General features: G+C 68.5%; 17 protein-coding genes. 5 read left to right on the top strand and 12 right to left on the bottom strand.

The window, feature by feature from the left end:
• Positions 1–311: 311 nt before the first annotated feature.
• Positions 312–1,451, bottom strand: a complete 1,140-nt coding sequence (locus tag AC07UK_RS26530; protein WP_013955727.1) for an HPP family protein — start codon at positions 1,449–1,451, stop codon at positions 312–314.
• Between the two features lie 136 nt (positions 1,452–1,587).
• On the opposite strand from AC07UK_RS26530, the gene AC07UK_RS26525 reads away from it, so the two are divergent.
• On the top strand, positions 1,588–3,345 hold the full coding sequence (locus AC07UK_RS26525) for a chloride channel protein (protein ID WP_436220952.1): 1,758 nt from the start codon (positions 1,588–1,590) through the stop codon (positions 3,343–3,345).
• An 8-nt stretch (positions 3,346–3,353) separates the two neighbouring features.
• Here AC07UK_RS26525 and AC07UK_RS26520 read toward each other — a convergent pair whose 3' ends face one another.
• A complete protein-coding gene (locus AC07UK_RS26520; RefSeq protein ID WP_013955729.1) occupies positions 3,354–3,773 on the bottom strand; it encodes an Lrp/AsnC family transcriptional regulator in 420 nt (139 codons plus the stop codon).
• Between the two features lie 163 nt (positions 3,774–3,936).
• Between AC07UK_RS26520 and AC07UK_RS26515 the strand changes: the two genes are divergently transcribed.
• Both AC07UK_RS26515 and ocd read left to right on the top strand, forming a co-directional pair.
• On the top strand, positions 3,937–4,815 hold the full coding sequence (locus AC07UK_RS26515; protein ID WP_494686807.1) for a dimethylarginine dimethylaminohydrolase family protein: 879 nt from the start codon (positions 3,937–3,939) through the stop codon (positions 4,813–4,815).
• Between the two features lie 35 nt (positions 4,816–4,850).
• Positions 4,851–5,936, top strand: coding sequence for an ornithine cyclodeaminase (ocd, locus tag AC07UK_RS26510; RefSeq protein WP_436220953.1), 1,086 nt, complete (start codon positions 4,851–4,853; stop codon positions 5,934–5,936).
• A gap of 48 nt (positions 5,937–5,984) precedes the next feature.
• Here the strand turns inward: ocd and AC07UK_RS26505 are convergent, their stop codons facing one another.
• The 9 genes from AC07UK_RS26505 to AC07UK_RS26465 form a co-directional block, all read right to left on the bottom strand.
• Positions 5,985–6,581: a helix-turn-helix domain-containing protein gene (locus AC07UK_RS26505; protein ID WP_436220954.1), complete on the bottom strand. Its 597-nt coding sequence runs from the start codon at positions 6,579–6,581 to the stop codon at positions 5,985–5,987.
• A gap of 139 nt (positions 6,582–6,720) precedes the next feature.
• The gene (locus tag AC07UK_RS26500; protein WP_148271559.1) at positions 6,721–7,026 is read right to left on the bottom strand and encodes a hypothetical protein; all 306 of its coding nucleotides are present in this window, start codon (positions 7,024–7,026) and stop codon (positions 6,721–6,723) included.
• 49 nt (positions 7,027–7,075) lie between these two features.
• Positions 7,076–8,395: a sigma-54-dependent transcriptional regulator gene (locus tag AC07UK_RS26495; protein ID WP_436220955.1), complete on the bottom strand. Its 1,320-nt coding sequence runs from the start codon at positions 8,393–8,395 to the stop codon at positions 7,076–7,078.
• Entirely contained in the window at positions 8,385–10,334 is a 1,950-nt protein-coding gene (locus AC07UK_RS26490) for a sensor histidine kinase (RefSeq protein WP_494686804.1), read from the bottom strand. The genes AC07UK_RS26495 and AC07UK_RS26490 overlap by 11 nt, the downstream gene beginning before the upstream one ends.
• A gap of 166 nt (positions 10,335–10,500) precedes the next feature.
• The gene (locus tag AC07UK_RS26485) at positions 10,501–11,811 is read right to left on the bottom strand and encodes a dicarboxylate/amino acid:cation symporter (protein WP_211980776.1); all 1,311 of its coding nucleotides are present in this window, start codon (positions 11,809–11,811) and stop codon (positions 10,501–10,503) included.
• Between the two features lie 542 nt (positions 11,812–12,353).
• Positions 12,354–13,652: an MFS transporter gene (locus tag AC07UK_RS26480; protein WP_013955738.1), complete on the bottom strand. Its 1,299-nt coding sequence runs from the start codon at positions 13,650–13,652 to the stop codon at positions 12,354–12,356.
• Between the two features lie 81 nt (positions 13,653–13,733).
• The gene (gene hutU / locus AC07UK_RS26475; protein ID WP_494686803.1) at positions 13,734–15,428 is read right to left on the bottom strand and encodes a urocanate hydratase; all 1,695 of its coding nucleotides are present in this window, start codon (positions 15,426–15,428) and stop codon (positions 13,734–13,736) included.
• Positions 15,429–15,616: 188 nt separating this feature from the next.
• A complete protein-coding gene (gene hutC / locus AC07UK_RS26470; RefSeq protein ID WP_436220960.1) occupies positions 15,617–16,363 on the bottom strand; it encodes a histidine utilization transcriptional repressor HutC in 747 nt (248 codons plus the stop codon).
• Positions 16,364–16,409: 46 nt separating this feature from the next.
• On the bottom strand, positions 16,410–19,790 hold the full coding sequence (locus tag AC07UK_RS26465; protein ID WP_436220961.1) for a diguanylate cyclase: 3,381 nt from the start codon (positions 19,788–19,790) through the stop codon (positions 16,410–16,412).
• A gap of 344 nt (positions 19,791–20,134) precedes the next feature.
• On the opposite strand from AC07UK_RS26465, the gene AC07UK_RS26460 reads away from it, so the two are divergent.
• Positions 20,135–20,533 carry a nuclear transport factor 2 family protein gene (locus tag AC07UK_RS26460; protein ID WP_436220962.1) on the top strand — a complete coding sequence of 133 codons (399 nt, stop codon included), beginning with the start codon at positions 20,135–20,137 and terminating at the stop codon, positions 20,531–20,533.
• Between the two features lie 96 nt (positions 20,534–20,629).
• Positions 20,630–21,517, top strand: a complete 888-nt coding sequence (locus AC07UK_RS26455; RefSeq protein ID WP_436220963.1) for a c-type cytochrome — start codon at positions 20,630–20,632, stop codon at positions 21,515–21,517.
• A 9-nt stretch (positions 21,518–21,526) separates the two neighbouring features.
• Here AC07UK_RS26455 and AC07UK_RS26450 read toward each other — a convergent pair whose 3' ends face one another.
• Entirely contained in the window at positions 21,527–22,615 is a 1,089-nt protein-coding gene (locus tag AC07UK_RS26450) for an acyltransferase family protein (protein ID WP_436223038.1), read from the bottom strand.
• Between the last annotated feature and the right edge of the window lie 238 nt (positions 22,616–22,853).

The following is a 22,853-nucleotide window of genomic DNA, read 5'->3' as shown; positions in this document are numbered from 1 at the left end:
CGAGCGACAAAAAGTAACCAAAAAACGCGTCGCCTATGCGGCTGGCAATCAATTCCACGGCGTTGGTGGTTCGCACGGTGGTGCTTGCCGTTTGGGCGTGGTTGCCTGTTCGACCCTGCTACGCCATGTGAGTCAGGGACAGTGGCTACGCTAACCCACTATTGAACGATCCCCATGCAGGGCGTAGGCCGCCTGCTGCAAACGGCATCGCAGGGACGCCTACGGCTGCTGCGCAGGCTCAAAGTGCGCTGGCGGTCATTGAGTGCTTGCGCGGCAGCCGAAGGCGTTGATGCGATGTCCGTGGAATGCCATCAATCCGGCACCGCCATCACCCCACTCTTGAGCAGTGCAGCAACAAGATCAGACTGCGTCACCATCCCCACCACGCGCCGCTGATCATCGATCACCGGCGCGTGGTGCAACCCGCCGTCGGAGAAGGCCTGTGCCAGTTCCACCATCGGCTGGTCGGCACGGGCTGTCACCACCGCCCGTGTCATCAGGTTGCGCACGGTACCAGCCAGCCGGCGCGCACCGGTATCACGCTGCGCCGCAAAAAAGTCGCTCTGGGTAACGATCCCAACCAGCCGCCGGGTGGCGTCCACCACCGGCAGGGCCTTGATGCGGTGCCGCGACAGCAGGTGCCCGGCCTCATGCGCAGGCTGGTCCGGGGTCACCATGATCACGTCGCGCGACATGATCTCGCCGCACAGCACGTTGCCGAAGTGGCGCCGGTAGGCGCGCAACTGCGCGGCCACCAGGATCTGTTCGAGGTCGTCTTCTTCGATATCCAGGAATTCGCCGCGCACCTTCAGCGCAGCATCGAGGTCGGCGCGGGTGACGCCCACGCGCTGGGATGGCGGCACGTCCTTGGTCCCGTGCTGCATGGCAGGCTCGGGCGGGCGGTGCGGGTAGCGCCGCCGCGACAGGTTGTTGAAGGCAAGCGCCATCATCAGCAGCAGCATCGAATTGAACAGCACCGGCACCGCAACAAAGCCGAAGCCCAGCGCACTGACCGCCGGCCCGCCGAATACGGCGGTGATGGCCACGGCGCCGCTGGGCGGGTGCACGCAGTGGAACTGGAACATCAGGGCGATGGCGACGGCCACGGCGACCGCTGCGGCCAGGCCAGGGTCCGGGATCCAGCGCGCGCACGCCACGCCGATCACCGCGGCAATCAGGTTGCCGCCAATGATCGACCAGGGCTGTGCCAGCGGCGATGACGGCACGGCGAACAGCAGCACCGCGGAGGCACCCATCGGCGCGACAAACCAGGGATTGAAGCCGCCCAGGGTCTGGTGGCTGATCCATTCAGTGCAGATCAGGCCCAGCAGGGCGCCCAGGCAGCTTTTGAAGCGCTCCTTGCGGCTGGCGGGGACGGGCAGCGGAACGAATGTGCGCAGCCATGCACGGGCATTCTGCGCCAGGGCGGAGACGGCGGGGGCGGTTGGCATTCTTGTGACGGGGGCGCTTTGGAATGGTGCGCGTAATATATCACGGGGTGATATATTTGGCCGCCTTTGGTGCAGTGCATCCCAATCATGGGGCATGGCGCACCGCACAAGAGCGCATAAGAGCAAGGAGCCCCCAATGTCGTCTGTTATGCCGGTCGAGAAACGCGACTATGCCGTCAATCGTCGCCTGCTGATGCTGTCCGTGATCGCGCTGGGCATCGGTGCGCTTAGCACCGTGGCGGCGGATGTGCTGGTGAACCTGATCCGTTTCTTCACCAACCTGTTTTTCTACCAGACGCTGTCGCTGGCCGAGCGCTCGCCTGCCAACCATGCATTGGGTGCGTGGGTGATCGCGATGCCGGTCATCGGGGGGCTGATCGTCGGCCTGATGGCGCGCTACGGCAGCGACAAGATCCGTGGCCATGGCATTCCCGAGGCGATCGAGGCGGTGCTGTTCGGCAAGAGCAAGATGTCGCCGCGAGTGGCGGTGCTCAAGCCGCTGTCGTCGGGCATCGTGATCGGCAGCGGCGGGCCGTTTGGCGCCGAGGGGCCGATCATCATGACCGGCGGCTCGCTGGCGTCGCTGCTGGCGCAGTACCTGCACCTGACCGCGGGCGAGCGCAAGGCGCTGCTGGTGGCGGGCGCGTGCGCGGGCATGACCGCGATCTTCGGCACGCCGGTGGCGGCAGTGCTGCTGGCGGTCGAGCTGCTGCTGTTCGAGCTGCGCCCGCGCAGCCTGCTGCCGGTAGCGCTGGCCTGCGCGGTGGCGGGGTTCCTGCGGCCGCTGTTCTTCGAGGCCGGTCCGCTGTTTCCGCTGCAGACGGCCGCTGCGGGCACGCCGGCGCTGCTGTCCTGCGTGCTGGCCGGCCTGCTCTGCGGCGTGCTGGGGGCAGGGCTGACGCTGGCGCTGTACCGCACCGAAGACGCGTTCTCGCGCCTGCCGCTGCACTGGATGTGGTGGCCGGCGCTGGGCGGGCTGGTGGTCGGCATCGGCGGCTACTTCGAGCCGCGCGCGCTGGGGGTGGGCTATGACGTGATCGGCGACCTGCTGAACAACCGCATCGCTATCGAGATTGCGCTGGCACTGCTGGCGGTCAAGGCCGTGATCTGGATTGCGGCGCTGGGTTCGGGCACCTCGGGCGGCGTGCTGGCGCCGCTGCTGATGCTGGGCGCGGGCCTGGGCGTGGTGCTGGCGCCGTGGCTGCCGGGCGGCTCGCCGCAGTTGTGGGCGCTGGTGTGCATGGCCGGCGTGCTGGGCAGCGTGCTGGGCGCGCCGCTGACGGCGATCGTATTCGCCTTCGGGCTCACGCACGACACGCAGGCGCTGCTGCCGTTGCTGCTGACCACGGCGGTGGCCTACGGCTTTTCGGTGCTGACCATGAAGCGTTCGATCATGACCGAGAAGATCGCCCGGCGCGGCCTGCATATCTATCGCGAATACGGTGTGGATCCGCTAGAACGCGCCCATGTGGACGAGCTGATGACACGCGAGGTGGTTGCCATCGACGCCGAGCTGCCGGTGGCCGAGGCGATGGTGCGCTACTTTGGCGAGCATGCGGCCCATCGCGCCTACCCGGTGGTAGCCGAAGGGCGCGTGCTGGGCATGCTGGAGCGCGCTGCGATCCGGGGCCTGGCCGCTGGTGAGATCCCGCCCGGCATGCGTTGCCACGACCTGCTGAGTGCGCCGGCGCATGTGCTGTTGCCTGGCCAGACCGCACGCGCCGCCGCGGGCCGCATGGCCGCGCTGAGCGTGGCGCGCCTGCCGGTGGTGGAAAGCGCCGAGACCATGCGCCTGGCCGGCATCCTGTCGCTGCGCGACCTGCTGCGTCCCAGCGGCAGCGTGTTCCACGAGGAATCGCGGCGCGAGCGCCTGCGCGGCGGCGCCGCAGCCTGAACGGGTTCCTATTTGTAGGTCGACAGCAGGATGCTGGTCTCGGTGGCGCTGATGCCGTCGATCAGCCGGATCCGGTCCAGCGTGCGGTCGAACGCTTCCAGCGTGTCGGCGCGCAGCTCGGCAATGATGTCCCAGCGGCCGTTGGTGGTGTGCAGGGCCTGCACATTGGGTTCGCCGCGCAGCGCCTGCAGCACGGCGCGGGCCTTGTTGCCTTCCACGGCAATCGTCATCCAGGCGCGGATGCGGTGCGCTTCGGCCTCGGGCCGCAGGCGCACCGTGTAGCCAACGATCACGCCTTCCTGTTCCAGCTTGTCGATGCGGTTCTGCACGGTCGCGCGCGACACGCGCAGCGCCTGCGCCAGCGCCGTGACCGGCATGCGCGCGTTGTCGCGCAGGAGGGAAATCAGCTGGTGATCGGTGGCATCCATGGGGTGGGCAAACGGCCTTTGCAAAGCGCCAGCATGGGCTGGCATTTTGATAAATGGCTCGCGCAAATTGCGCAAGTTGCTGGCTATTAGTTAACACCAGCTTGCCCGAGAATTCAATCAACCGATTGATTTCCCAACGCCTGCCATTAAAAAAGGAGCCCCCGTGACCCACACCCCCACGATCCTGCTGGTCGAGCCGACCTTCTACGACGTGTCGTACAGCATCAATCCGTGGATGGATCCGGCAGCCTGGGCGCGCGACCCGCGCGGCATGCACCGCAGCGCCATGCAGTCGTTCGACGCGCTGCGCGAGGCGCTGGGCCGGGCCGGCTTTGCGGTGGAAGTGGCCCCCGGCGCGCCGGGGCTGCCCGACATGGTGTTCCCGGCAAACGCCGCGGTGGTGCTCGATGGACGTGCGCTGCTGGCGCGCTTCCGCTACCCGCAACGCCGCGGTGAAGAGGCGCCGTTCGCCGACATCTTCGGCACGCTGCGCGAGCGCGGCCTGCTCGACGAAGTCGCGCTGCTGCCCGAGGGCTGCTTCCAGGAAGGCGCGGGCGACTGCATCTGGGATGCGGGCCGCGGCCACTTCTGGGCCGGGTTCGGTCCGCGCTCGTCGCATGAGGCGGCCGTGGCAGTGTCGGACTACTTCGGCAAGGACGTGGTGGCGCTGGAGCTGGCCACCGAGCAGAGCTACCACCTCGACGTCTGCTTCTGCCCGCTTTCCGGCGGCGAGGTGCTGTACTACCCGCCGGCCTTCTGCGAAGCGGCGCTGCGCGAGCTGCGCGCGCGCGTGCCGGCGCGGCTGCGTATCGAGGCCAGCGCCGACGACCTGCGCCACTTCAGTGTCAATGCCGTCAATCTCGACGACCAGGTGGTGATGACCCGCACCACGCCGCACCTGCGCACCGAGCTGGGCCGGCGCGGCTACCAGCTGCATGAGGTCGACCTGTCGCCCTTCATGCTGTCCGGCGGCGGCGCCTACTGCATGACGCTGCGCCTGGATCGCCGCAGCGGGCCGGGCATTGCCGCGGTCGCGGCATGATTGCAGGCACCGCACAGACAGCCAAGGAGACGGTCATGCAAAGCACCGCCCGATCCCTGTTCCTGGACGCCAGCGACGTGGCCCGGCTGGTGGCCGCCATCGGTCCGCAGGCCGCCATCGTGGACCTGGCCGGGCAGGTCCGGCAGGCCTTCCTGCGCTGGCACGACTTCGACAAGTCCGCGCGGCTGGCGAGCCATTCCGCGCGTGGCGTGATCGAGTTGATGCCGGTCAGCGACGGCATCCAGTATGCATTCAAGTATGTGAACGGCCATCCGCGCAATGCGCAGCATGGCATGCCGACGGTGATGGCCTGCGGCTTGCTGGCCGAAGTGGAAACCGGCTTCCCGCTGATGCTGGCCGACCTGACGCTGGCCACTGCGCTGCGCACCGCGGCCACCTCGGCGCTGGCGGCGCGCGCCATGGCGCGGCCCGGTGCGGCGACCATGGCGCTGATCGGCAACGGCGCGCAGGCCGAGTTCCAGGTGCTGGCCTTCCAGGCGATGCTGGGCGTGCGCGAGATCTCCGCCTATGACATCGATCCGGCCGCCACCACACGGCTGATGCGCAACCTTGGTGGCATACCCGGTCTTTCGATCCGGCGCGCCGAATCGATCGAGGCCGCGCTGGCCGGGGCGGACATTGTCTCAACGGTCACCGCCGACAAGACTCGCGCCACCATCCTCACGCCTGAAATGGTGCGGCCCGGCATGCATCTTAATGCGGTAGGCGGCGACTGCCCCGGCAAGACTGAACTGCATCCCGATATCCTGCGCCGCGCGCGCATCGTGGTGGAGTACGAAGCCCAGACGCGCATCGAAGGCGAGATCCAGCAGTTGCCGGCCGACGCGCCGGTGACCGAGCTGTGGCAGGTGCTGGCCGGCCACGCGCCCGGCCGCGCGGCGGCGGACGAGGTCACCGTGTTCGATTCGGTTGGGTTTGCGCTGGAAGACTACGCCGCGCTGCGCTGGCTCTACGCCGCGGCGCAGGCGCATCGGGCGGGCAGGGCGGTTGAATTGGTGGCGATGCCGCCGGATCCGCGCAACCTGTACGGGTGGATGATGGCGCAGGCCGACGGCGACGAAGCCGGGCTGGCAACGCCCCGGCAGGCGGCAGTGGCCTGAGGCAGCAAGCGATACCGGGGCCGGCATGGCCCCGGTATGCAGCCGTGCTCAGGCGCTGCGGCCCATCATCAGCTGGGCGCGCAGGAAGCCCTTGACCTCTTCCAGCGACGGCGTCTTCAGGAACACCATGATGCCCCAGTGCTGCAGGGCATCGGCCACGCCTTCATAGGCCTGGCGGTTGGTGATCACGGCGAAGATCACGTGCTGGCTGGCAAAGAAATTCTGCAGCTTCTCGATGGTGGCCGACTCGGCGTCGTTCAGTTCGTCGACGTAGTACAGCACCACGCGCGGATGCTCGCTGACCGAGGTGATGACGGTATCCAGCACATCGTCGACCACCACGCTCTTGAGCGGCAGCCCCCACTTGGCAAGCTGGGCGTGGATGCGCTGCGCTTCCTGGTGGTTGGGGTGGAACACCACCAGGTCCAGGCCGTGCGGCGACGCCGAATCCGGTCCAATGCGCGTCGCCAGCAGGCGGTGCACGGTTTCCTTGTGGATGCGCCGATGGCCGCCGTTGGTCTTCCAGGCGCCAAGTTCGCCGCGCTCGACCATCTTCTGGACGGTGCCCAGAGAGACGTTAAGCAGTTTTGCCGCTGTACGCGTGCTGTAATAAGGCTTTTCAGCCAGTGCCGGATCCAGTTTCATCCCATCACCCGTAGTCCTGAAGGCAGCCGCGCCGGGATGGCGCCCGCGGCGCCAGGCACAAGCGCCGCGCGGTTGTCACTGCCAATGGTTGACTGACCCTGAGTCCTGGCCCGCTCCCCCGCCGGCCGGACGGCATTCTTTATAAATTTGTTATTTCTTTCATTTCCAGCCGATCAGCGACTTTCTGGACATATTGAATGTCTGGGACCCTGATCTGCTGGAAGCCAATAATATGCCGCAAACGCCAATCGATCTGTAAGAAAAAACATAATTCCATCGCGTATTGGTTGTTTAACGCACATTGGTGCTTGCAGGCAGACACGACAGTAACGCAGACATGGATTTGCAGGGGTGGTTCCCCATGGCTGGACACAGCGTCTGAAGCATCCGCTGAATACAGCGGCCGCTTCAGAGTCCTGTCGTGACGTGACAGATCGCGCGGCATGGCCCGCGCTGCTGCCCTCGGTTGACGGTCCGCGCTTCACCGCGGCACTTCACAGCCCGTGCTTGCGCACCTTGTCGAACAGCGTGGTCTTGGCCACGCCCAGGGCTTCGCTGGCGCGGCTCAGGTTGCCGTCGTGGCGGCGCATGGCATCGGCAATCAGTGCGCGCTCGAACTGCTCGACTGCCTGCGCCAGCGGCAGGGCTTCGGGGGCGGTGGTGCCGTGGCCGGGGTTGCAGCCCAGCCCCAGCACGTGGCGCTCGGCCAGGTTGCGCAGCTCGCGCACATTGCCGGGCCATGGGTAGGCTACCAGCGCGGCCAGTTCGGCCGGGGTGGTGGGAACAGCCTCGCGGCTGAAGCGCAACGCGGCCTGCGCGACGAAATGTTCGAACAATGCCGGCACGTCTTCGCGCCGCTCGCGCAGCGGCGGCAGCTCCAGCGTGATCACGTTCAGGCGGTAGTACAGGTCAGCGCGGAACTGGCCGGCATCGGAGAGCGCGCGCAGGTCGGCCTTGGTGGCGGCCACCACGCGCGTGTTGACCGGCACCGGCTGGTTGGAGCCAAGCCGCTCCACCACCCGTTCCTGCAGCACCCGCAGCAGCTTGATCTGCAGCGGCATCGGCATGCTCTCGATCTCGTCGAGAAACAGCGTGCCGCCTTCGGCGTGCTCGATCTTGCCGATGCGGCGGCGCGCGGCACCGGTGAACGAGCCGGCTTCATGCCCGAAGATCTCGCTCTCGAACAGCTGCTCTGGCAGGCCGCCGCAGTTGATGGCAACAAAGTTGCGCGCGTGGCGCTGGCTGGCCTCATGCAGGCAGCGCGCCACCAGCTCCTTGCCGGTGCCGGTCTCGCCGTGGATCAGCACATTGGCGTCGGTGCCGCCGAGGTCGGCGATCAGGCGGCGCAGCCGCCCGACCGTGGGCGAATGGCCGATCAGGTGGGCTTCCATCTTCTGGCGGCCCGCCAGCCGTTCTCGCAGTTCTGACACTTCCAGCGCCAGCCGGCGCTGCTCCAGCGCGCGGCGCGTGGCGTCCACCAGTTGCTCGGGCGAAAACGGTTTTTCCAGGAAGTCGTAGGCGCCTTGCTTCATCGCCTGCACCGCCAGCCCCACGTCGCCGTGGCCGGTGATCATGATCACCGGCAGGGCCGGGTCGCGCTCGCGCAGTTGCGCGAGCAGCGCCATGCCGTCCTGGCCCGGCAGGCGAATGTCGCTGACAACCACGCCCGCATAGCCCGGTCCGGCCTCGCGCAGCGCGGCCTCGGCGCTGCCCACGCCGCGCGTGGCAATGCCTTCCAGGCGCAGCGCCTGCTCGCAGCCCAGGCGCACGTCGGCATCGTCCTCGACGATCAGTACGGTCAGGTCAGCCGGCATGCTTTGCATCCTGTGGGTTGGTGTCCTGCGGCGCCAGCGGCAGCACCAGCGTGAAGCAGGCGCCGCCGTCCGGGTGGTTGGCGGCGGATAGGCTGCCGCCGTTTTCATTGAGGATGCCGGCCGACAGCGTGAGTCCGAGCCCCAGGCCTTGTCCGGCGGGCTTGGTGGTGAAGAAGGGCTCGAACAGCCGTGCGAAGGCTTCCTCGGACAAGCCGGCGCCGTTGTCGCGCACGGTCAGGTGGACCATGGCGCCCGCCACGTGCGCGTGCAGCGCAATGCGCGGCGCGGACTGGCCGGCGACGGCATCGAGCGCGTTGCCGAGCAGGTTCACCAGCACCTGTTCCAGACGGTTGGGATCGCACACCACCGCCAGCGTCGGATCGATATCGCGCTGCAGCGCGGGCTGGACCGCGTCCACGCGTGTCTGCAGCAGGAACAGCGCGTTGTCCACCGCTTCGGCCAGCCTGGCCTGGCGGCGGCCGTTGCCGGACTTGCGTGTAAACGACTTGAGCGCGCCGGTGATGCGGCCCATGCGCTCGACCAGCCCGATGATGGTGTCGAGGTTGGCGCGTACGGTGGCGTAGTCGCCGCGCTCGAGGAACTTGCCGGTGTTGCCGGAGATGGTGCGCAGCGCCGCCAGCGGCTGGTTCAGTTCATGCGCGATGCCGGTCGACATCTGGCCCACGGCGGCCAGCTTGCCGGCCTGCAGCAGCCCGTCCTGGGCCTGGCGCAGCACGGTCTCGGCGCGGATGCGTTCGGCCACCTCGGCCTGCAGGCGCTGGTTGGAGGTGGACAGGTCGGCGGTGCGATCGGCCACCTTGCGCTCCAGTTCGCTGTTGGCCGCCTCCAGCGCGGCGCGCGCCGCCAGACGCTCGTTGACGATGCGCCGGCGCACGTTCCACGCTGCCCCCAGCAGCAGCACGAAGGCGCTCAGCACGCCGGCCAGCGCCGCGGTGTTGAGCGCGGCCACGCGCGCCTGCGAAGTATTGGTCAGCAGCGTCAGCTGCCAGTCGGTGCCGGGCAGCGCGGCATGCTGCGCCAGCATCGGCGGGCCGCTGCGCAGGCGCACCAGTTCGTCGCTGCTGCTGCCGTTGCCGTTGTTCAGCTTGCGCACCAGGGTCAGCGGCAGTTGCGGCAGCGGGGCGCGGTTGTACTGCAGGCTGCGCGTGAGCCGCTCGCGCGCCTCGGGTGACAGGGGGCGCAGCGCGGCCAGCTTCCACGACGGGTCCGAGGCCAGGATCACCACGCCGTTCTCGTCGGTCAGCAGCATCTGGCTGTCGGCACCCTGCCAGCGGTTCTCCAGCGGCTCCAGGCCGATCTTGACCACCGCCACGCCGACCGGGTTGTCGCGCTCGCCCAGCGGCGCCGACAGGTAGTAGCCCGATTCGCTGCGGGTGGTGCCCACGCCGTAGAAGCGGCCCAGCTGGCCGTCCATGGCCGACTGGAAGTACGGGCGGAAACTCAGCGCTTCGCCCAGGTAGCTGTCCGGGCGCTGCCAGTTGCTGCTGGCCAGCACCTTGCCGTGCGCATCCAGCACATAGATCACGCGCGTGCCGGCGCGGGTATTGAGGGCGCTCAGGTAGTCATTGGCGCGTGCCGCGCGGGCGGCGTCGTCCGGGCGCAGCAGCAGCGCGGCGATGCGCTCGTCCAGCGACAGCAGGCCGGGCACGTAGTCGTAGTGGGCCAGCTCGCTTTCCAGTGCCTGCGTGTACAGCCGCAACTGCACCTGGCCGCGTTCGGCCTGGCGCGCCAGCGCGGTGTCGTAGCTGTAGCGGTAGCCGAGCGAGCCCGCCAGGCCCACCAGCACGGCCAGCGCCAGCAGTGCGAGCAGCGGCGCAAGGCCGCGCAGGCCGTGAGGCAGGCGCGAGCCGGCGGGTGCGGCGGACGCAGGTGCGGTGGCGCGGGTGGTATCGCCGGGAGGATGTAGCGGACCGGTCATCAGGTGTTGGGTGAGGCAGGTGGCAAAGCCGCCGCGCGGGCAGGACGGGCGGGGGCCGGCGCGGGTGCCTACTTTTACCACACCAGGGGGGCAGTGCCGCGCCAGAATGCAAAAAGGCCCGGTTGCCGTATCGGCAACCGGGCCCTGGCACGCCTGGCGGACGGTATTACTTGCCCGCGAGGACCTGGGCAGGTGCCAGGCCGGTGGTGGTATCCGCGGCGGGTTCATCCTCCTCGGACGGTACCGGCGCGCCGATGGCGCCTTCGCTTTTGGCGACGACGGCAGTGGCAATCGCATTGCCGAGCACATTGGTCACGGTGCGACCCATGTCGAGTACGTGGTCGATGCCCAGCACCAGCAGGATGCCGGCCTCCGGCAGGCCGAACATCGGCAGCACGGCGGCGACCACCACCAGCGAGGCGCGCGGCACGCCCGCGATGCCCTTGCTGGTGACAAGCAGGACCAGCAGCATGGTGATCTGCTGGGTCAGCGACAGCTGGATGCCGTACACCTGCGCCACGAACAGCGCGGCAAACGAGGTGTACATGATCGAGCCATCCAGGTTGAACGAGTAGCCCAGCGGCAGCACGAAGTTGGTGATGCGCTCCTTGACGCCGAAGTGGGTCAGCTGGTCGATCACCTTCGGGTAGGCCGATTCGCTGCTGGCGGTGGCGAAGCCGATCATCAGCGGCGCGCGCATCATCTTGAGCAGGCGGAACACGTCGCGGCCCAGGAAGAAGTAGCCGCCGGCGATCAGTGCCACCCACAGCAGCGCCAGCGCCAGGTACAGGCTGCCCAGCAGCTTGGCGTACACCACCAGCACGCCCAGGCCCTGCGCGGTGATCACCGCGGCGATCGCGCCGAACACGCCCACCGGGGCAAATGCCATCACGTAGTTGGTGACCTTCAGCATCACCGTGGCCAGGCCCTCGATGCCTTGCAGCACGGGCTTGCCCACGCCGTCCTTGACCGTGCCCAACGCAAAGCCGAAGAACAGCGAGAACACCACGATCTGCAGGATCTCGTTGTTCGCCATGGCCTCGACAAAGCTCTTGGGGAACATGTGGGCGATGAAGTCGCGCAGGTTCAGCGCGCCGGTCTTCAGGTTCGAGGCGGCGTCAGCCGGCGGCAGCGGCAGGTTCATGCCGTGGCCGGGCTCCAGCAGGTTGGCCATCACCAGGCCCAGCAGCAGCGAGGTGATCGAGGCGCCAACGAACCACATCATCGCCTTCAGGCCGATGCGCCCCACGGCGCGGCCATCGCCCATGCTGGCAATGCCGGCCACCAGCGTGGCGAACACCAGCGGGCCGATGATCATCTTGATCATCCGCAGGAATACATCGGTCAGGATGGACAGGTGGTCCGCAATCGATTTGGCGGTGGCGGCGTCCGGCGCCATGTTGTGCGCGGCGGTGCCGACCAGCACGCCTAGCAGCATCGCAATGAAGATCAGGGTGGGCAGTCGATTCAGTTTCATCGTGGATCAGGCCTCTGCGTCCGTCTCCTGTGGCAGGGACGGGCGTCTGTGTATTGCGGGAAGGCTGGGCGGCGATGTCGGGGCACCGGGCCGGCCTTGTCGTGGTTCAGCGCGGCAACAGGTGCCGGGGGTTCGCCGGGGTGGCGAAGGGGGTGGGCAAGGCGGGGTCGGTCATGTGTGTCCTCCTTTGTTTTTGGCATCGGCCGGGACGCCGGGCGGCGTGCCGGCATACCCGTCTGGCGCTGTAAGCGGCGGCCTATATTGCACGCGCCGTGCCAGGCAGAAGGGGCTGCAGGCGTTGCGCAACTTATTGAATACAAAGGGAAAAAGGATGTGATTCCGGCGCACGGTTCGGGAATCCGGACCGGAATGCGACAACGCCGTTCGGGAATCCGAACGGCGTTGTACGTGTTAACCCGTGGTTTAAGGGGCTGGCGGCAGGCTCCCCGCTCCCGCACGCGGGACAGGGAGAACAAGGCCCAGACAAGCTTGGGTGGCGTTGGCGCACCCTGCGCGAGCGGTCTGCGCCGGCGCCAGGAAACTCATTTCAGCCGTCGTCCCAGCGTTTCCGGCACCATCGCCAGGCCGATCAGCGACACCAGGCCGCAGCCGATTACGTACAGCGCGGGCGCATTGACGTTACCGGTGACCTGGATCAGCCGGGTCGAAAAATACTGCGCAAAGCCGCCGAAGATCGCGATCGCCACGCAATACGCGATCGACAGCCCGGTGGCGCGCAGCCGCTGCGGAAGCACTTCGCTGACCAGCACCATCGAGGCCGGCGCGGTCATCGACATCGGCACCGACAGGCAGCCCACCACCACCAGCAGGCGCGTGAGCGACGGCTCGGCGTTGATCAGCACGAAGGCCGGGTAGACCATCGCCAGCAGCGCCACGCGCGACCACAGCACCACGGTCTTGCGGCCGATGCGGTCAGCCAGCCAGCCCGCGAACGGCGACAGCGCCACCTGCACCAGCGCCGCCACGCACGCGGCCCAGATGCCCAGCGACAGCGGCATCTTCAGCACGCTAACGGCGTAGTTGCTGAGGTAGTACACGACGATATAGGTCGACGAAGCCAGGCCGATCATCAGCAGGATGCTGGCGATGACCTCGCGGCCATGGCGGCGCAGCAGCGGCCATTGCGCGGCGTGCTCGCCATGGCGCACGGGCGTGGCGGTTTCTTCCAGCCGGCGGCGGATCACCAGGCCGACCGGGATCACCAGGATGCCGATCATGAAGGCGAGGCGCCAGCCCCAGGCTTCCAGGTCTGACGGCGCCAGCACGTTGCTCAGCACCAGGCCGGTGATCGCGCCCAGCAGCGCCGCCAGGCCCTGGCTGAACGGCTGCCATGCGGTATAGAAGCCGCGCGTGCGGTCATCGGCGTATTCCAGCAGCAGCGCGGTCGATGCGCCCATCTCGCCGCCGATGGCAAAGCCCTGCACCAGCCGCGCAACCACCACCAGCACCGGCGCCAGGATGCCGATCTGCGCGTACGGCGGCGTCACCACGAAGATCAGCGAGCTCAGCCCCATCAGCCACAGCGTCAGCGCCACCGCCGGCTTGCGCCCGGCGCGGTCGGCATACATGCCGATCAGCAGGCCGCCCAGCGGGCGCATCAGGAAGCCGACGCCAAAGGTGGCGAACGACATCAGCAGTTGCCCGGTAGGGTTGTCGACCGGGAAATAGAGCCGGCCGATCAGCGTGGCAAAGAAGCTGTAGACGACGAAATCGTAGAACTCCAGGCCATTGCCGATGGTGATGGCGGCAATGGCGCGCGTGCGTGACAGCTGCGCCTGGGGCGCAGCGACCGCCACGCCGGCGGTGGTGTCGATGGACATGGGTGTCTCCGTAAAACGATAAGGCGCCGGCCGGGGCGCACGTGGCGGCCCGGCGGCAGAACGGCTCTTGCTGGCCGCGGGTCAGTCGCGTGATGCGTGGTTCAGCATCGGCAGGTCCAGGCCCTGCTCGCGCGCGCAGTCGACGGCGATCTGGTAGCCGGCGTCGGCATGGCGCATGACGCCGGTGGCGGGGTCGTTGTGCAGCACGCGGGCGATGCGCGCGGCGGCTTCATCGGTGCCGTCGCACACGATCACCACGCCGGAATGCTGCGAGAAGCCCATGCCCACGCCGCCGCCATGGTGCAGCGAAACCCAGGTGGCGCCGCTGGCGGTATTGAGCAGCGCGTTCAGGAGCGGCCAGTCCGACACCGCATCCGAGCCGTCCTGCATGGCCTCGGTCTCGCGGTTGGGGCTGGCGACCGAGCCCGAGTCCAGATGGTCGCGCCCGATCACGACCGGCGCCGACAGCTCGCCGCTGCGAACCATCTCGTTGAAGGCCAGGCCCAGCTTGGCGCGCAGGCCCAGGCCCACCCAGCAGATCCGCGCCGGCAGGCCCTGGAAGCTGATGCGCTCGCGCGCCATGTCGAGCCAGCGGTGCAGGTGCTCGTCATCGGGGATCAGTTCCTTGACCTTGGCGTCGGTCTTGTAGATGTCCTGCGGGTCGCCCGACAGCGCGGCCCAGCGGAACGGCCCGATGCCGCGGCAGAACAGCGGACGGATATAGGCGGGCACGAAGCCGGGGAAGTCGAAGGCGTTGGCCACGCCTTCTTCCTTGGCCATCTGGCGGATATTGTTGCCGTAGTCGAAGGTCGGCACGCCCATCTGCTGGAACGCCAGCATGGCGCGCACATGCGCGGCCATCGAGGCCTTGGCGGCCTTGACCACCACCGCCGGCTCGCGCTGCGCGCGTTCGCGGTATTCGTCCCAGCTCCAGCCGGCCGGCAGGTAGCCGTTGAGCGGGTCATGCGCGCTGGTCTGGTCGGTGACCATGTCCGGGCGCACGCCGCGGCGCACCAGCTCGGGCAGCACTTCGGCGGCATTGGCGCACAGCGCGATCGAGATGGCCTTGCCTTGCGAGGTATAGCGGTCGATGCGGGCCAGCGCGTCGTCCAGGTCGGTGGCCTGCTCGTCGACATAGCGGGTCTTCAGGCGGAAGTCGATGCGGCTCTGCTGGCATTCGATGTTCAGCGAGCAGGCGCCGGCCAGCGTCGCGGCCAGCGGCTGCGCGCCGCCCATGCCGCCCAGGCCGGCGGTCAGCACCCAGCGGCCCTTCAGGTTGCCGCCGAAGTGCTGGCGGCCGGCCTCGACGAAGGTTTCATAGGTGCCCTGCACGATGCCCTGGCTGCCGATATAGATCCAGCTGCCGGCGGTCATCTGGCCGTACATGGCCAGGCCCTTGGCGTCGAGTTCGTTGAAGTGTTCCCAGTTGGCCCAGTGCGGCACCAGGTTGGAGTTGGCGATTAGCACGCGGGGGGCGTCGCGGTGGGTCTGGAACACGCCGACGGGTTTGCCGGACTGGACCAGCAGGGTCTGGTTGTCTTCCAGGCGGGTGAGGGCTTCGACGATGCGGTCGTAGCATTCCCAGTTGCGGGCGGCGCGGCCGATGCCGCCGTAGACGACGAGTTCCTTCGGGTTTTCTGCGACCTCGGGGTCGAGGTTGTTCATCAACATGCGCAGCGGGGCTTCCGTGAGCCAGCTCTTGGCCGTCAGCGTGGTGCCGCGGGGGGCGCGGATTTCGGTGTCGCGGAAACGCGTGGTGGTGGTGGTCTTGGTCACGGGAACTCCTTCGGTCGTGCTGGTCTGGAACGCTCGCTTTTTCGGGCGACGCATAGGCATGTATATTCCTGTATATACAAGTACGTATGAATCGGGGTAATCCCGTAGAGCGACCAGCGTCAGCGCGGCGCTTTAATCACAAATGATGTTGGAGTCCCTTGTGCCCTGGCGGGCGGCCAGTTCCGGGCCTAGGACGTGAACCGGCCTTCCAGGCGATGCAGCGAGCCGGGATGCACCAGCCGCACCGACGTCACCACCCGGCCCGCGGACCAGGTGCGGCGCCGGATCAGCAGGCACGGCTCGCCCCGCTGGATGGCCAGCAGCTCGCACTCTTCCGGCAGCGCCAGCACTGCCTCGACCACATGCTCGCCTTCGGTCAGCGGCGCGATGCGGGACAGGTATTGGTAGGGGGTTTCGCTGGTGAAGTCCTGCGCCAGGTAGTCCGGCGCCACCGCGGCATTGACATAGCGGTCCTCCAGCTGGATCGCCACGTCGTCCTCGTAATGCACGATCACGGAATGGAAGACCCGCTCCTCCAGCGCTACCTCCAGTGCCGCGGCCTGTGCCGGGCCGGCGCGTTCCGCCTCCAGGCTGATGACCTGCGCGTGATGCCGGTGTCCGCGTGAAGCGATGTCTTCGGCAATATTGTTGACCGCATACAGCGCGGTCCGCCGCTTGGGTTCGGCGACGAAGGTGCCGACGCCCTGCAGCCGCACCAGCATGCCTTCCGCGGTCAGCTCGCGCAGCGCGCGATGCACGGTCATGCGGCTCACGCCCAGGGACTCGACCAGTTCGTTCTCGGACGGCACGCGGTGATGCGCCGGCCAGCTGCCGTCAGCGATCCTGCTGCTGATGTGCTGCTTGACGCGCGCATAGAGCGGCGCCGGCATAGAGTCGGACACGAGCGACAACGGGTTCCCCTTGGGTGCGGCCATGCGGCCATGCGACAGGCGCCGAATTTATCATGGCCCGGCACCCTGGCTACGATGCCTGCGTGTCGCGCTGCTGGCATCCGGCCAGGAACACGTCCAGCGCCACCGGCCGCCCGATCACATACCCCTGCGCATAGTCCACCCCGATCGCGCGCAGCGCATCGAGGGTGCGTTCATCCTCCACCCACTCCGCCACCGTGCGCACCCCCAGCCGGTGCCCGATGTCGTTGATCGAACTGACGATCTCGCGGTCGACCGCGTTGTCGGCCAGTTGCCGGATAAAGCTGCCGTCGATCTTCAGGAAGTCCACCGGGAACTGCTTCAGGTAGGCGAACGACGACAGGCCCGAGCCAAAGTCGTCCAGCGACACGGTGCAGCCGGCGCGCCGCATCTCCGCCACCAGCCGGTTGGCCGCGGCCATGTTGTTGATCAGCGCGGTTTCCGTGATCTCCAGCCGGATACGGCTGGCTGGCAGCGCGCTGGCCTCCAGCTCGGCATGCAGGAAGGGCAGCAGGAAGGGCTCGCCGAGCGAGTTGGCGGACAGGTTGATCGATACCGACAGCCCGGCTACGGCGCCCAGGCGTTCGCCGTAGCCGCGCAGCACGTTGCGGATGACCCAGCGGTCGACATGGCCCATCAGGTCGTAGCGCTCGGCGGCGGGAATGAAGGCGCCGGGCATGATCAGCTCGCCGTGCTCGTCGACCATGCGCACCAGGATCTCGATATGGCGGTGTTCGGCGCCGTCTTCGTTCTGCTCGGGCTGCAGTGCGCGGATCTCCTGCGCGAACAGGCGGAAGCGGTTGGCTTCGAGCGCCGAATGAATGCCGGCGGCAACTTCCAGCTCGCGATGGTGGCGGCGGGCGTCGCTCTCGTCGCGGCGGTAGACCGAGACGCGGCTGCGGCCGGCGGCCTTGGCGGCGTAGCAGGCCACGTCGGCGCGGCTCATCAGTTCGCTGACCGGGGGCACGTCCAGGTCGATGGCGGCAATGCCGATGCTGGCGCCCACGTCGTACACGCGTCCTTCCCACGGGAAGCGGCGGCCGCGGATGGCGTCGATCACGCCCTGGCAGACCTGCTCGGCCTGGTCGACGGTGCAGTCCTTTAGCAGCAGCGCGAACTCGTCGCCGCCCAGGCGCGCCAGCACGTCATCGGGGCGCACGTGGTTGCGGATCATGTAGCCCAGTTCGCGCAGCAGCACGTCGCCGGCGCCGTGGCCGGCGGTGTCGTTGACGATCTTGAAGCGGTCCAGGTCGATAAAGCACAGCGCGGCGCGGTGGCCATGCAGCCGCGCCGCGTCGCAGGCTTCGCGCAGGCGTTTCTCGAACCAGGTGCGGTTGGGCAGGCCCGTGAGCGCATCGTGCATGGCCGAACGCGCCAACTCGCGCTGCAGCGCGCGCGCGGTGGTGATGTCCTGGAACACCAGCACCGCGCCCAGCACCTCGCCGCGCGCGGTCAGCACGGGCGCGGCCGAGTCCTGCACGTCGTGGCGCTCGCCGGTCAGGCTCTGCAGCACGGCGCCGACCTGCAGGTAGGCGGGCGCGAGCGTGCGCAGGCAGGCTTCGACCGGGCTGGAGATGGGGTCGCCGGTGGCTTCGTCGACGATGCGGAAGACCCGCTCCAGCGGGAGGCCGTTGGCGCTGGCCATGGTCCAGCCGGTCAGCTGTTCGGCAATCGGGTTCATGAAGGTCACGCGCATGGCCGCATCGGTGCAGATCACCGCATCGCCGATCGAACGCAGCGTGATGTGCAGGCGTTCCTTCTCTTCGAACAGCGCCTCGGTCAGGCGCCGCTGCTCAGTGATGTCCCAGTTGGTGCCGACCAGGGCCTGCGCGGTGCCATCGTCGGTGCGCGTGACCATGGCCATCGCGCGCACGTGGCGCACATTGCCGTCGGGACGCGCGATGCGGTATTCGGTATCGAACCGCGCCTCGCCGCGGATGGCCTGGCGCATCTCGCCGCTGACGCGGCTGACGTCGTCCGGATGCAGCATCGCGATCCATTGCTCCACCACTGGCGTGCCGCCCGCGGGGTCGGTGCCGTGCAGCGCGTGCATGCGCGCATCCCAGGTGATGCCGGCGCTGGTGAAGTCCCACTCCCAGATGCCCACGCCGCCGGCTTCAGCCGCCAGCTGGATGCGGCGCGACAGCCGTTCCAGCTCTTGCTGCGCCAGCTTGCGCGCGTGGACGTCTTCCACCTGGGTGATGAAGTGCTGCTCGCCGGTTTGTTCGTCGCGCACCAGCGATACTGCCAGCAGGACCCAGCGGTAATGGCCGTCCTTGTGGCGGTAGCGCTTCTCCAGGCGGTAGGACTCGATCTTGCCGGACAGCAGGTTGTCGACCTGGAGCAGGTCGCCGGTCAGGTCGTCGGGGTGGGTCAGCTGCTGGTAGCTCAGCTCGCGCAGCTCGGCCGCGCTGTAGCCCAGCAGCTCGGTCATGGCACGGTTGACGGTCTGCCAGCGACCCTCCATGCCGACCAGCGCCATGCCGATGGCCGAATGCTCCATGGCCTGGCGAAAGCGCTTGTCGCTGCTGCGCAGGCTGGCGCGGCCGTGCCGGTTCTGCTCGGTCAGGTAGGCAATGCAGACCGGGAACACCATGATCACCGCCGCCGACAGCGGCACCGCTTCATGGCGGTGCGCGAGCAGCATCAGCGCCTGCAGGCAGAGCGTGGCAACCAGCGTCAGCAGCGCGGTGGCAAACGGATTGCCGGCCAGCGCCACCAGCACCAGCGGCAACGACATCGCGGCAAACGGGTCATGGCCCTGCCACTGCGCGACGGCGCCGATGGCCAGGCACAGCGCCAGCGCGGCCGCCTGCGGCGCCAGCAGCGGCCGCGCGATGGCAGCGCGCACACGCATCGCCGTCATCGACAACATCATCGGCAGCAACAGCGCCATGCCGAGCGCGTCGGCCTGCCACCAGGTCCACCAGACCGAGGCGAAGCTGGTGCCATGGATTGCGGCGATGGCCATGGCGCCGGCAGTGGCCCCCAGTGCCGGCGCCAGGATGCCGCCCACCGCCAGCATCACCGCGAACGCGGCCAGCGGACCGTGGCGCCCCAGGATGGCATGCCGGTCCAGCAGGCGCAGCAGCCCAAGTGCGAACAGCATCTCGGCCAGGTTGGCGCCGGTCAGCATCAGCGCGGTGGCGACGCTGTCGCCGGCCGCGTAGTTGGCCAGCACGCTGGCGCCCAGCATACCGGCCAGCAGCCATGGCCCTTCCGCGCGCGGCCGGTGCAGCAGCAGGCCCAGGCCGAAGGCGTTGGGCAGCCACACCGCCGCCACGGTACCGGGCAGCCGCGCCAGCCACAGCGCAGCCGCCGCTAGCACGAAATAGCCGGCGCCGGCCAGCAGCAAGGGCAGCCAGCGGCGCTGCGGGGCGGAAGGGCCTGGAGCGGCCTGGTGGCTCGGCGGGGCCGTATCGGGCGTCATGGACGAGAACGATGCAAAAAAGGCGGTGCGTCTGGGTGGGATGGAGGCGGCTTGGCCGGCGCGCCCGGGCGGTACGGCCCCGGATGCGCGGACGGACTGCCGCCCAGCGTAGGGGCAATGTAGCGAGGATAAGGACGCGGCCATCGGCAGGACAGGGGGCAGGTTGGGGGCTTTCTTGCCACTGGTGCTGGGGGCGATTTTTTGGTAGGGAGCGTCAGGCTCGCGCGGGTAACCCAGTTCATAACCTCACGGGTAATCGCGCCGCGGCCCCGCCGCGCCCATCATGCAGCCATGGCCTGACCTCAGGCCCTTTACGGATTCCCAACCAAGACCAGGAGTACGCCATGTCTGCCGCCATCCAAGCCCAAGTCACTGCCGATCCCGCCGCCCTTGCCGACCGCTACCTTGCAGCCTGGAACGAGACCGATGCCGCGCGCCGGCGCGAGCTGGTCGCGCAGGCGTGGACGGAATCGGCAAGCTATGTCGATCCGCTGATGCGCGGCGACGGCCATGCTGGCATTGACGCGATGATCGCCGCGGTGCAGGGGAAATTCCCCGGGTTCCGCTTTACCCGCGTGAGCCCCGTCGATGCGCACGGCGAACACCTGCGCTTTACCTGGGAACTGGGCCCGGCGGGAGAGCCGGCGCTGGTGGTCGGCACCGACTTCGCCACGATTTCCGCCGATGGCCGGCTCGCGCGCATGACCGGCTTCATCGACCGGGCCCCGGCCGGGCTGGCCTGACGGGGGCGCGCGCCGCCGCTATGTGGCCTGCCCCACCGACAGCCCCCCGCCCACTGGCCGCAAGCTGCATCCAGTGCGGCGGACAGGGGAGAGCAAATGGCGCGATTTCTGCGGGTGGCGGCATGGGGGCTGGCCGGCACGGCTGTTGTCGTGGCCGTGGCGGCCTATGCCGCGGTATGGGTTGGCGAGCGCAAGGCGGTGCGCATTGTCGCGGTCAAGGTATCACCCATCGCCATCCGTGAAGACGCCGCCGGCATTGCCCACGGCAAGTACCTGTTCGAATCGCGCGGCTGCATGGAGTGCCACGGTGCCGGCGCCGGCGGCAAGCAGGTGATCGACGATCCCGGCGGCCTGCGCGTGCGCGCGCCGGACCTGACGCAAGCCAATCCGGCCATTGCCGCCTACCAGCCGGTCGACTGGGTACGGAGCATCCGCCATGGCGTGGCGCCCTCGCACCGGCCGCTGCTGATCATGCCCAGCGAGGATTACAACCGCCTGAGCGACGAGGACCTGGGCGCGCTGGTGGGCTACCTGCGCAGCCTGCCGCCGGCGATGGGGGCGCCCGCGGAGATCCGCATGCCATGGCTGGTGCGGGCGTTGTACGGTGTGGGCATCGTGCAGGACGCGGCAGCCAAGATCGACCACAGCTTGCCGGTGCAGCCTGCAATGGTGCCGGCGCCCACGGCCAGGTATGGCGGCTACGTCGCCAATGCCTGCCTGGGGTGTCACGGGCCGGACTTCCGCGGCGGCAAGATCCCGGGCGGGCCGCCCGACTGGCCGCCCGCGGCGGACCTGCGCCCCGTGCCGGGCGGCGCCATGTCGCGCTACGGCCAGGCTTCGGCCTTTATCGCGATGATGCGCAGCGGCAAGCGGCCCGATGGCAGCGCAGTGAGCCGCGTGATGCCGTTCGATTCGTTCGGACGCATGAACGATACCGACCTGACCGCGCTCTATCTGTTCCTGACCGGCATGCCGCAGCGCTGAGCGCGCGCGTCAGCGCCGCGCCAGCCGCCGGCCGGCGGCGATGCCGGGCAGCTCGACCCAGCGGTGCAGCAGCAGGGCCAGCGCCAGCGCCAGGCCGGCATCGATGGCAAAGCGCAGCAGCTGCAGCGCGGTCTGGTCGGGCGCCAGTTCAGGCATCAGGCGCTTGACGCCCTCGATCACCGTGGGGTGCGTCAGGTAGAGCGCATACGACAACTCGCCCAGCCAGACCAGCGCGCGCGGCACGCGCAGCACGCCGGTGTGCTCGGCCGCCACGGCGCCGGCCAGCAGCAGCGCCGCGGGCAGCCCGCGCCCGGCCAGGCTGAAGTCGGGCCCGACCAGCGGCAGCGACAGCGCGAACGCGGCGCAGCCGGTTGCCAGCATGCCCACCGCGATGGCCGGCGTCAGCAGGTGGCGCCAGCGCGCGTAGGCCCACGCCAGCCCGCAGCCCAGCAGGAATTCCAGCACCAGCGGATTGCTGGCCATGGCCAGCCACGGCGTGGCGAACGGGTAGCCCTGCGCGGGATCGGCCGCCAGCGCGCCGAAGCGCCACCACGGCAGCACCAGCGTGGTCAACGCAAAGGCCCCCAGCACCACCAGCAGCGCGCGCCGCCCGGCCAGCAGCAGGCCGAGCGCGAAGGCGGCGTAGAACGCCAGCTCATAGTTGAGTGACCAGCCCACGTACAGCGCCGGATAGCCGTAGTACGGCGCGTGGTCGGTGGCAGTCGGCAGGAAGGCCAGCGACGCCGCGAACACCGCCGGCGTGACCGGATTGAGCAGCAGCGCATGGATGGCCGACATGGTCCAGTACGGCGGCGCCAGCCGGCAGCAGCGCCGGATCATGAAGCTGAGCGGGCGTTCGGGCTGGGGCCGGGCCAGCACCGCGACCCAGGCGATGATGAAGCCGCTGATGACAAAGAACACGTCCACGCCGACATGGCCGCGCTTGATCACGTTGTCGGTCAGCCAGCTGAGCGCCGGCGCATCGGCGCCGCCCAGCGCCAGGCCGGAGTGGTAGACCACCACGAACGCGGCGGCCAGCCCTCGCAGGGCCTGGATGCTGTCGAGCCGTGCCACTGACGGGGACTGGGCCGCCGGCACGCGCGTGGCAGCAGTAGCGTGCGGGACCGGTGCCGCGGAGGCGCCGGGATAAGTGTGATCTGGAATAGTCGATGGCACTGTTTCAGCGACAGGAATCGGAAAGCGAAGGGATTCATGAGGGACAGCCGCCGCATGCCCAAAGTTCGTGCAAAGCCGATCCGGGGGCAGGCTAGTGCGCATGGTGTTCGGCAAGGTGACCGAAATTGCACTATGCTCACTTGTCCTTTGCGCCAGGCTG

The organism is Cupriavidus sp. GW821-FHT07C08 (genome assembly GCF_059419025.1).
The sequence above is the reverse complement of the archived record's forward strand: the minus strand, read 5'-3'. Positions and strand labels throughout refer to the sequence as shown.

Excerpts from the sequence above, each read along its gene's own strand:
- AC07UK_RS26530 (WP_013955727.1), bottom strand. The coding sequence starts at position 1,451 with ATGCCAACCGCCCCCGCCGTCTCCGCCCTGGCGCAGAATGCCCGTGCA.
- AC07UK_RS26525 (WP_436220952.1), top strand. The coding sequence starts at position 1,588 with ATGTCGTCTGTTATGCCGGTCGAGAAACGCGACTATGCCGTCAATCGT.
- AC07UK_RS26520 (WP_013955729.1), bottom strand. The coding sequence starts at position 3,773 with ATGGATGCCACCGATCACCAGCTGATTTCCCTCCTGCGCGACAACGCG.
- ocd (WP_436220953.1), top strand. The coding sequence starts at position 4,851 with ATGCAAAGCACCGCCCGATCCCTGTTCCTGGACGCCAGCGACGTGGCC.
- AC07UK_RS26505 (WP_436220954.1), bottom strand. The coding sequence starts at position 6,581 with ATGAAACTGGATCCGGCACTGGCTGAAAAGCCTTATTACAGCACGCGT.
- AC07UK_RS26500 (WP_148271559.1), bottom strand. The coding sequence starts at position 7,026 with ATGCCGCGCGATCTGTCACGTCACGACAGGACTCTGAAGCGGCCGCTG.
- AC07UK_RS26495 (WP_436220955.1), bottom strand. The coding sequence starts at position 8,395 with ATGCCGGCTGACCTGACCGTACTGATCGTCGAGGACGATGCCGACGTG.
- AC07UK_RS26490 (WP_494686804.1), bottom strand. The coding sequence starts at position 10,334 with ATGACCGGTCCGCTACATCCTCCCGGCGATACCACCCGCGCCACCGCA.
- AC07UK_RS26485 (WP_211980776.1), bottom strand. The coding sequence starts at position 11,811 with ATGAAACTGAATCGACTGCCCACCCTGATCTTCATTGCGATGCTGCTA.
- AC07UK_RS26480 (WP_013955738.1), bottom strand. The coding sequence starts at position 13,652 with ATGTCCATCGACACCACCGCCGGCGTGGCGGTCGCTGCGCCCCAGGCG.
- hutC (WP_436220960.1), bottom strand. The coding sequence starts at position 16,363 with ATGGCCGCACCCAAGGGGAACCCGTTGTCGCTCGTGTCCGACTCTATG.
- AC07UK_RS26465 (WP_436220961.1), bottom strand. The coding sequence starts at position 19,790 with ATGACGCCCGATACGGCCCCGCCGAGCCACCAGGCCGCTCCAGGCCCT.
- AC07UK_RS26460 (WP_436220962.1), top strand. The coding sequence starts at position 20,135 with ATGTCTGCCGCCATCCAAGCCCAAGTCACTGCCGATCCCGCCGCCCTT.
- AC07UK_RS26455 (WP_436220963.1), top strand. The coding sequence starts at position 20,630 with ATGGCGCGATTTCTGCGGGTGGCGGCATGGGGGCTGGCCGGCACGGCT.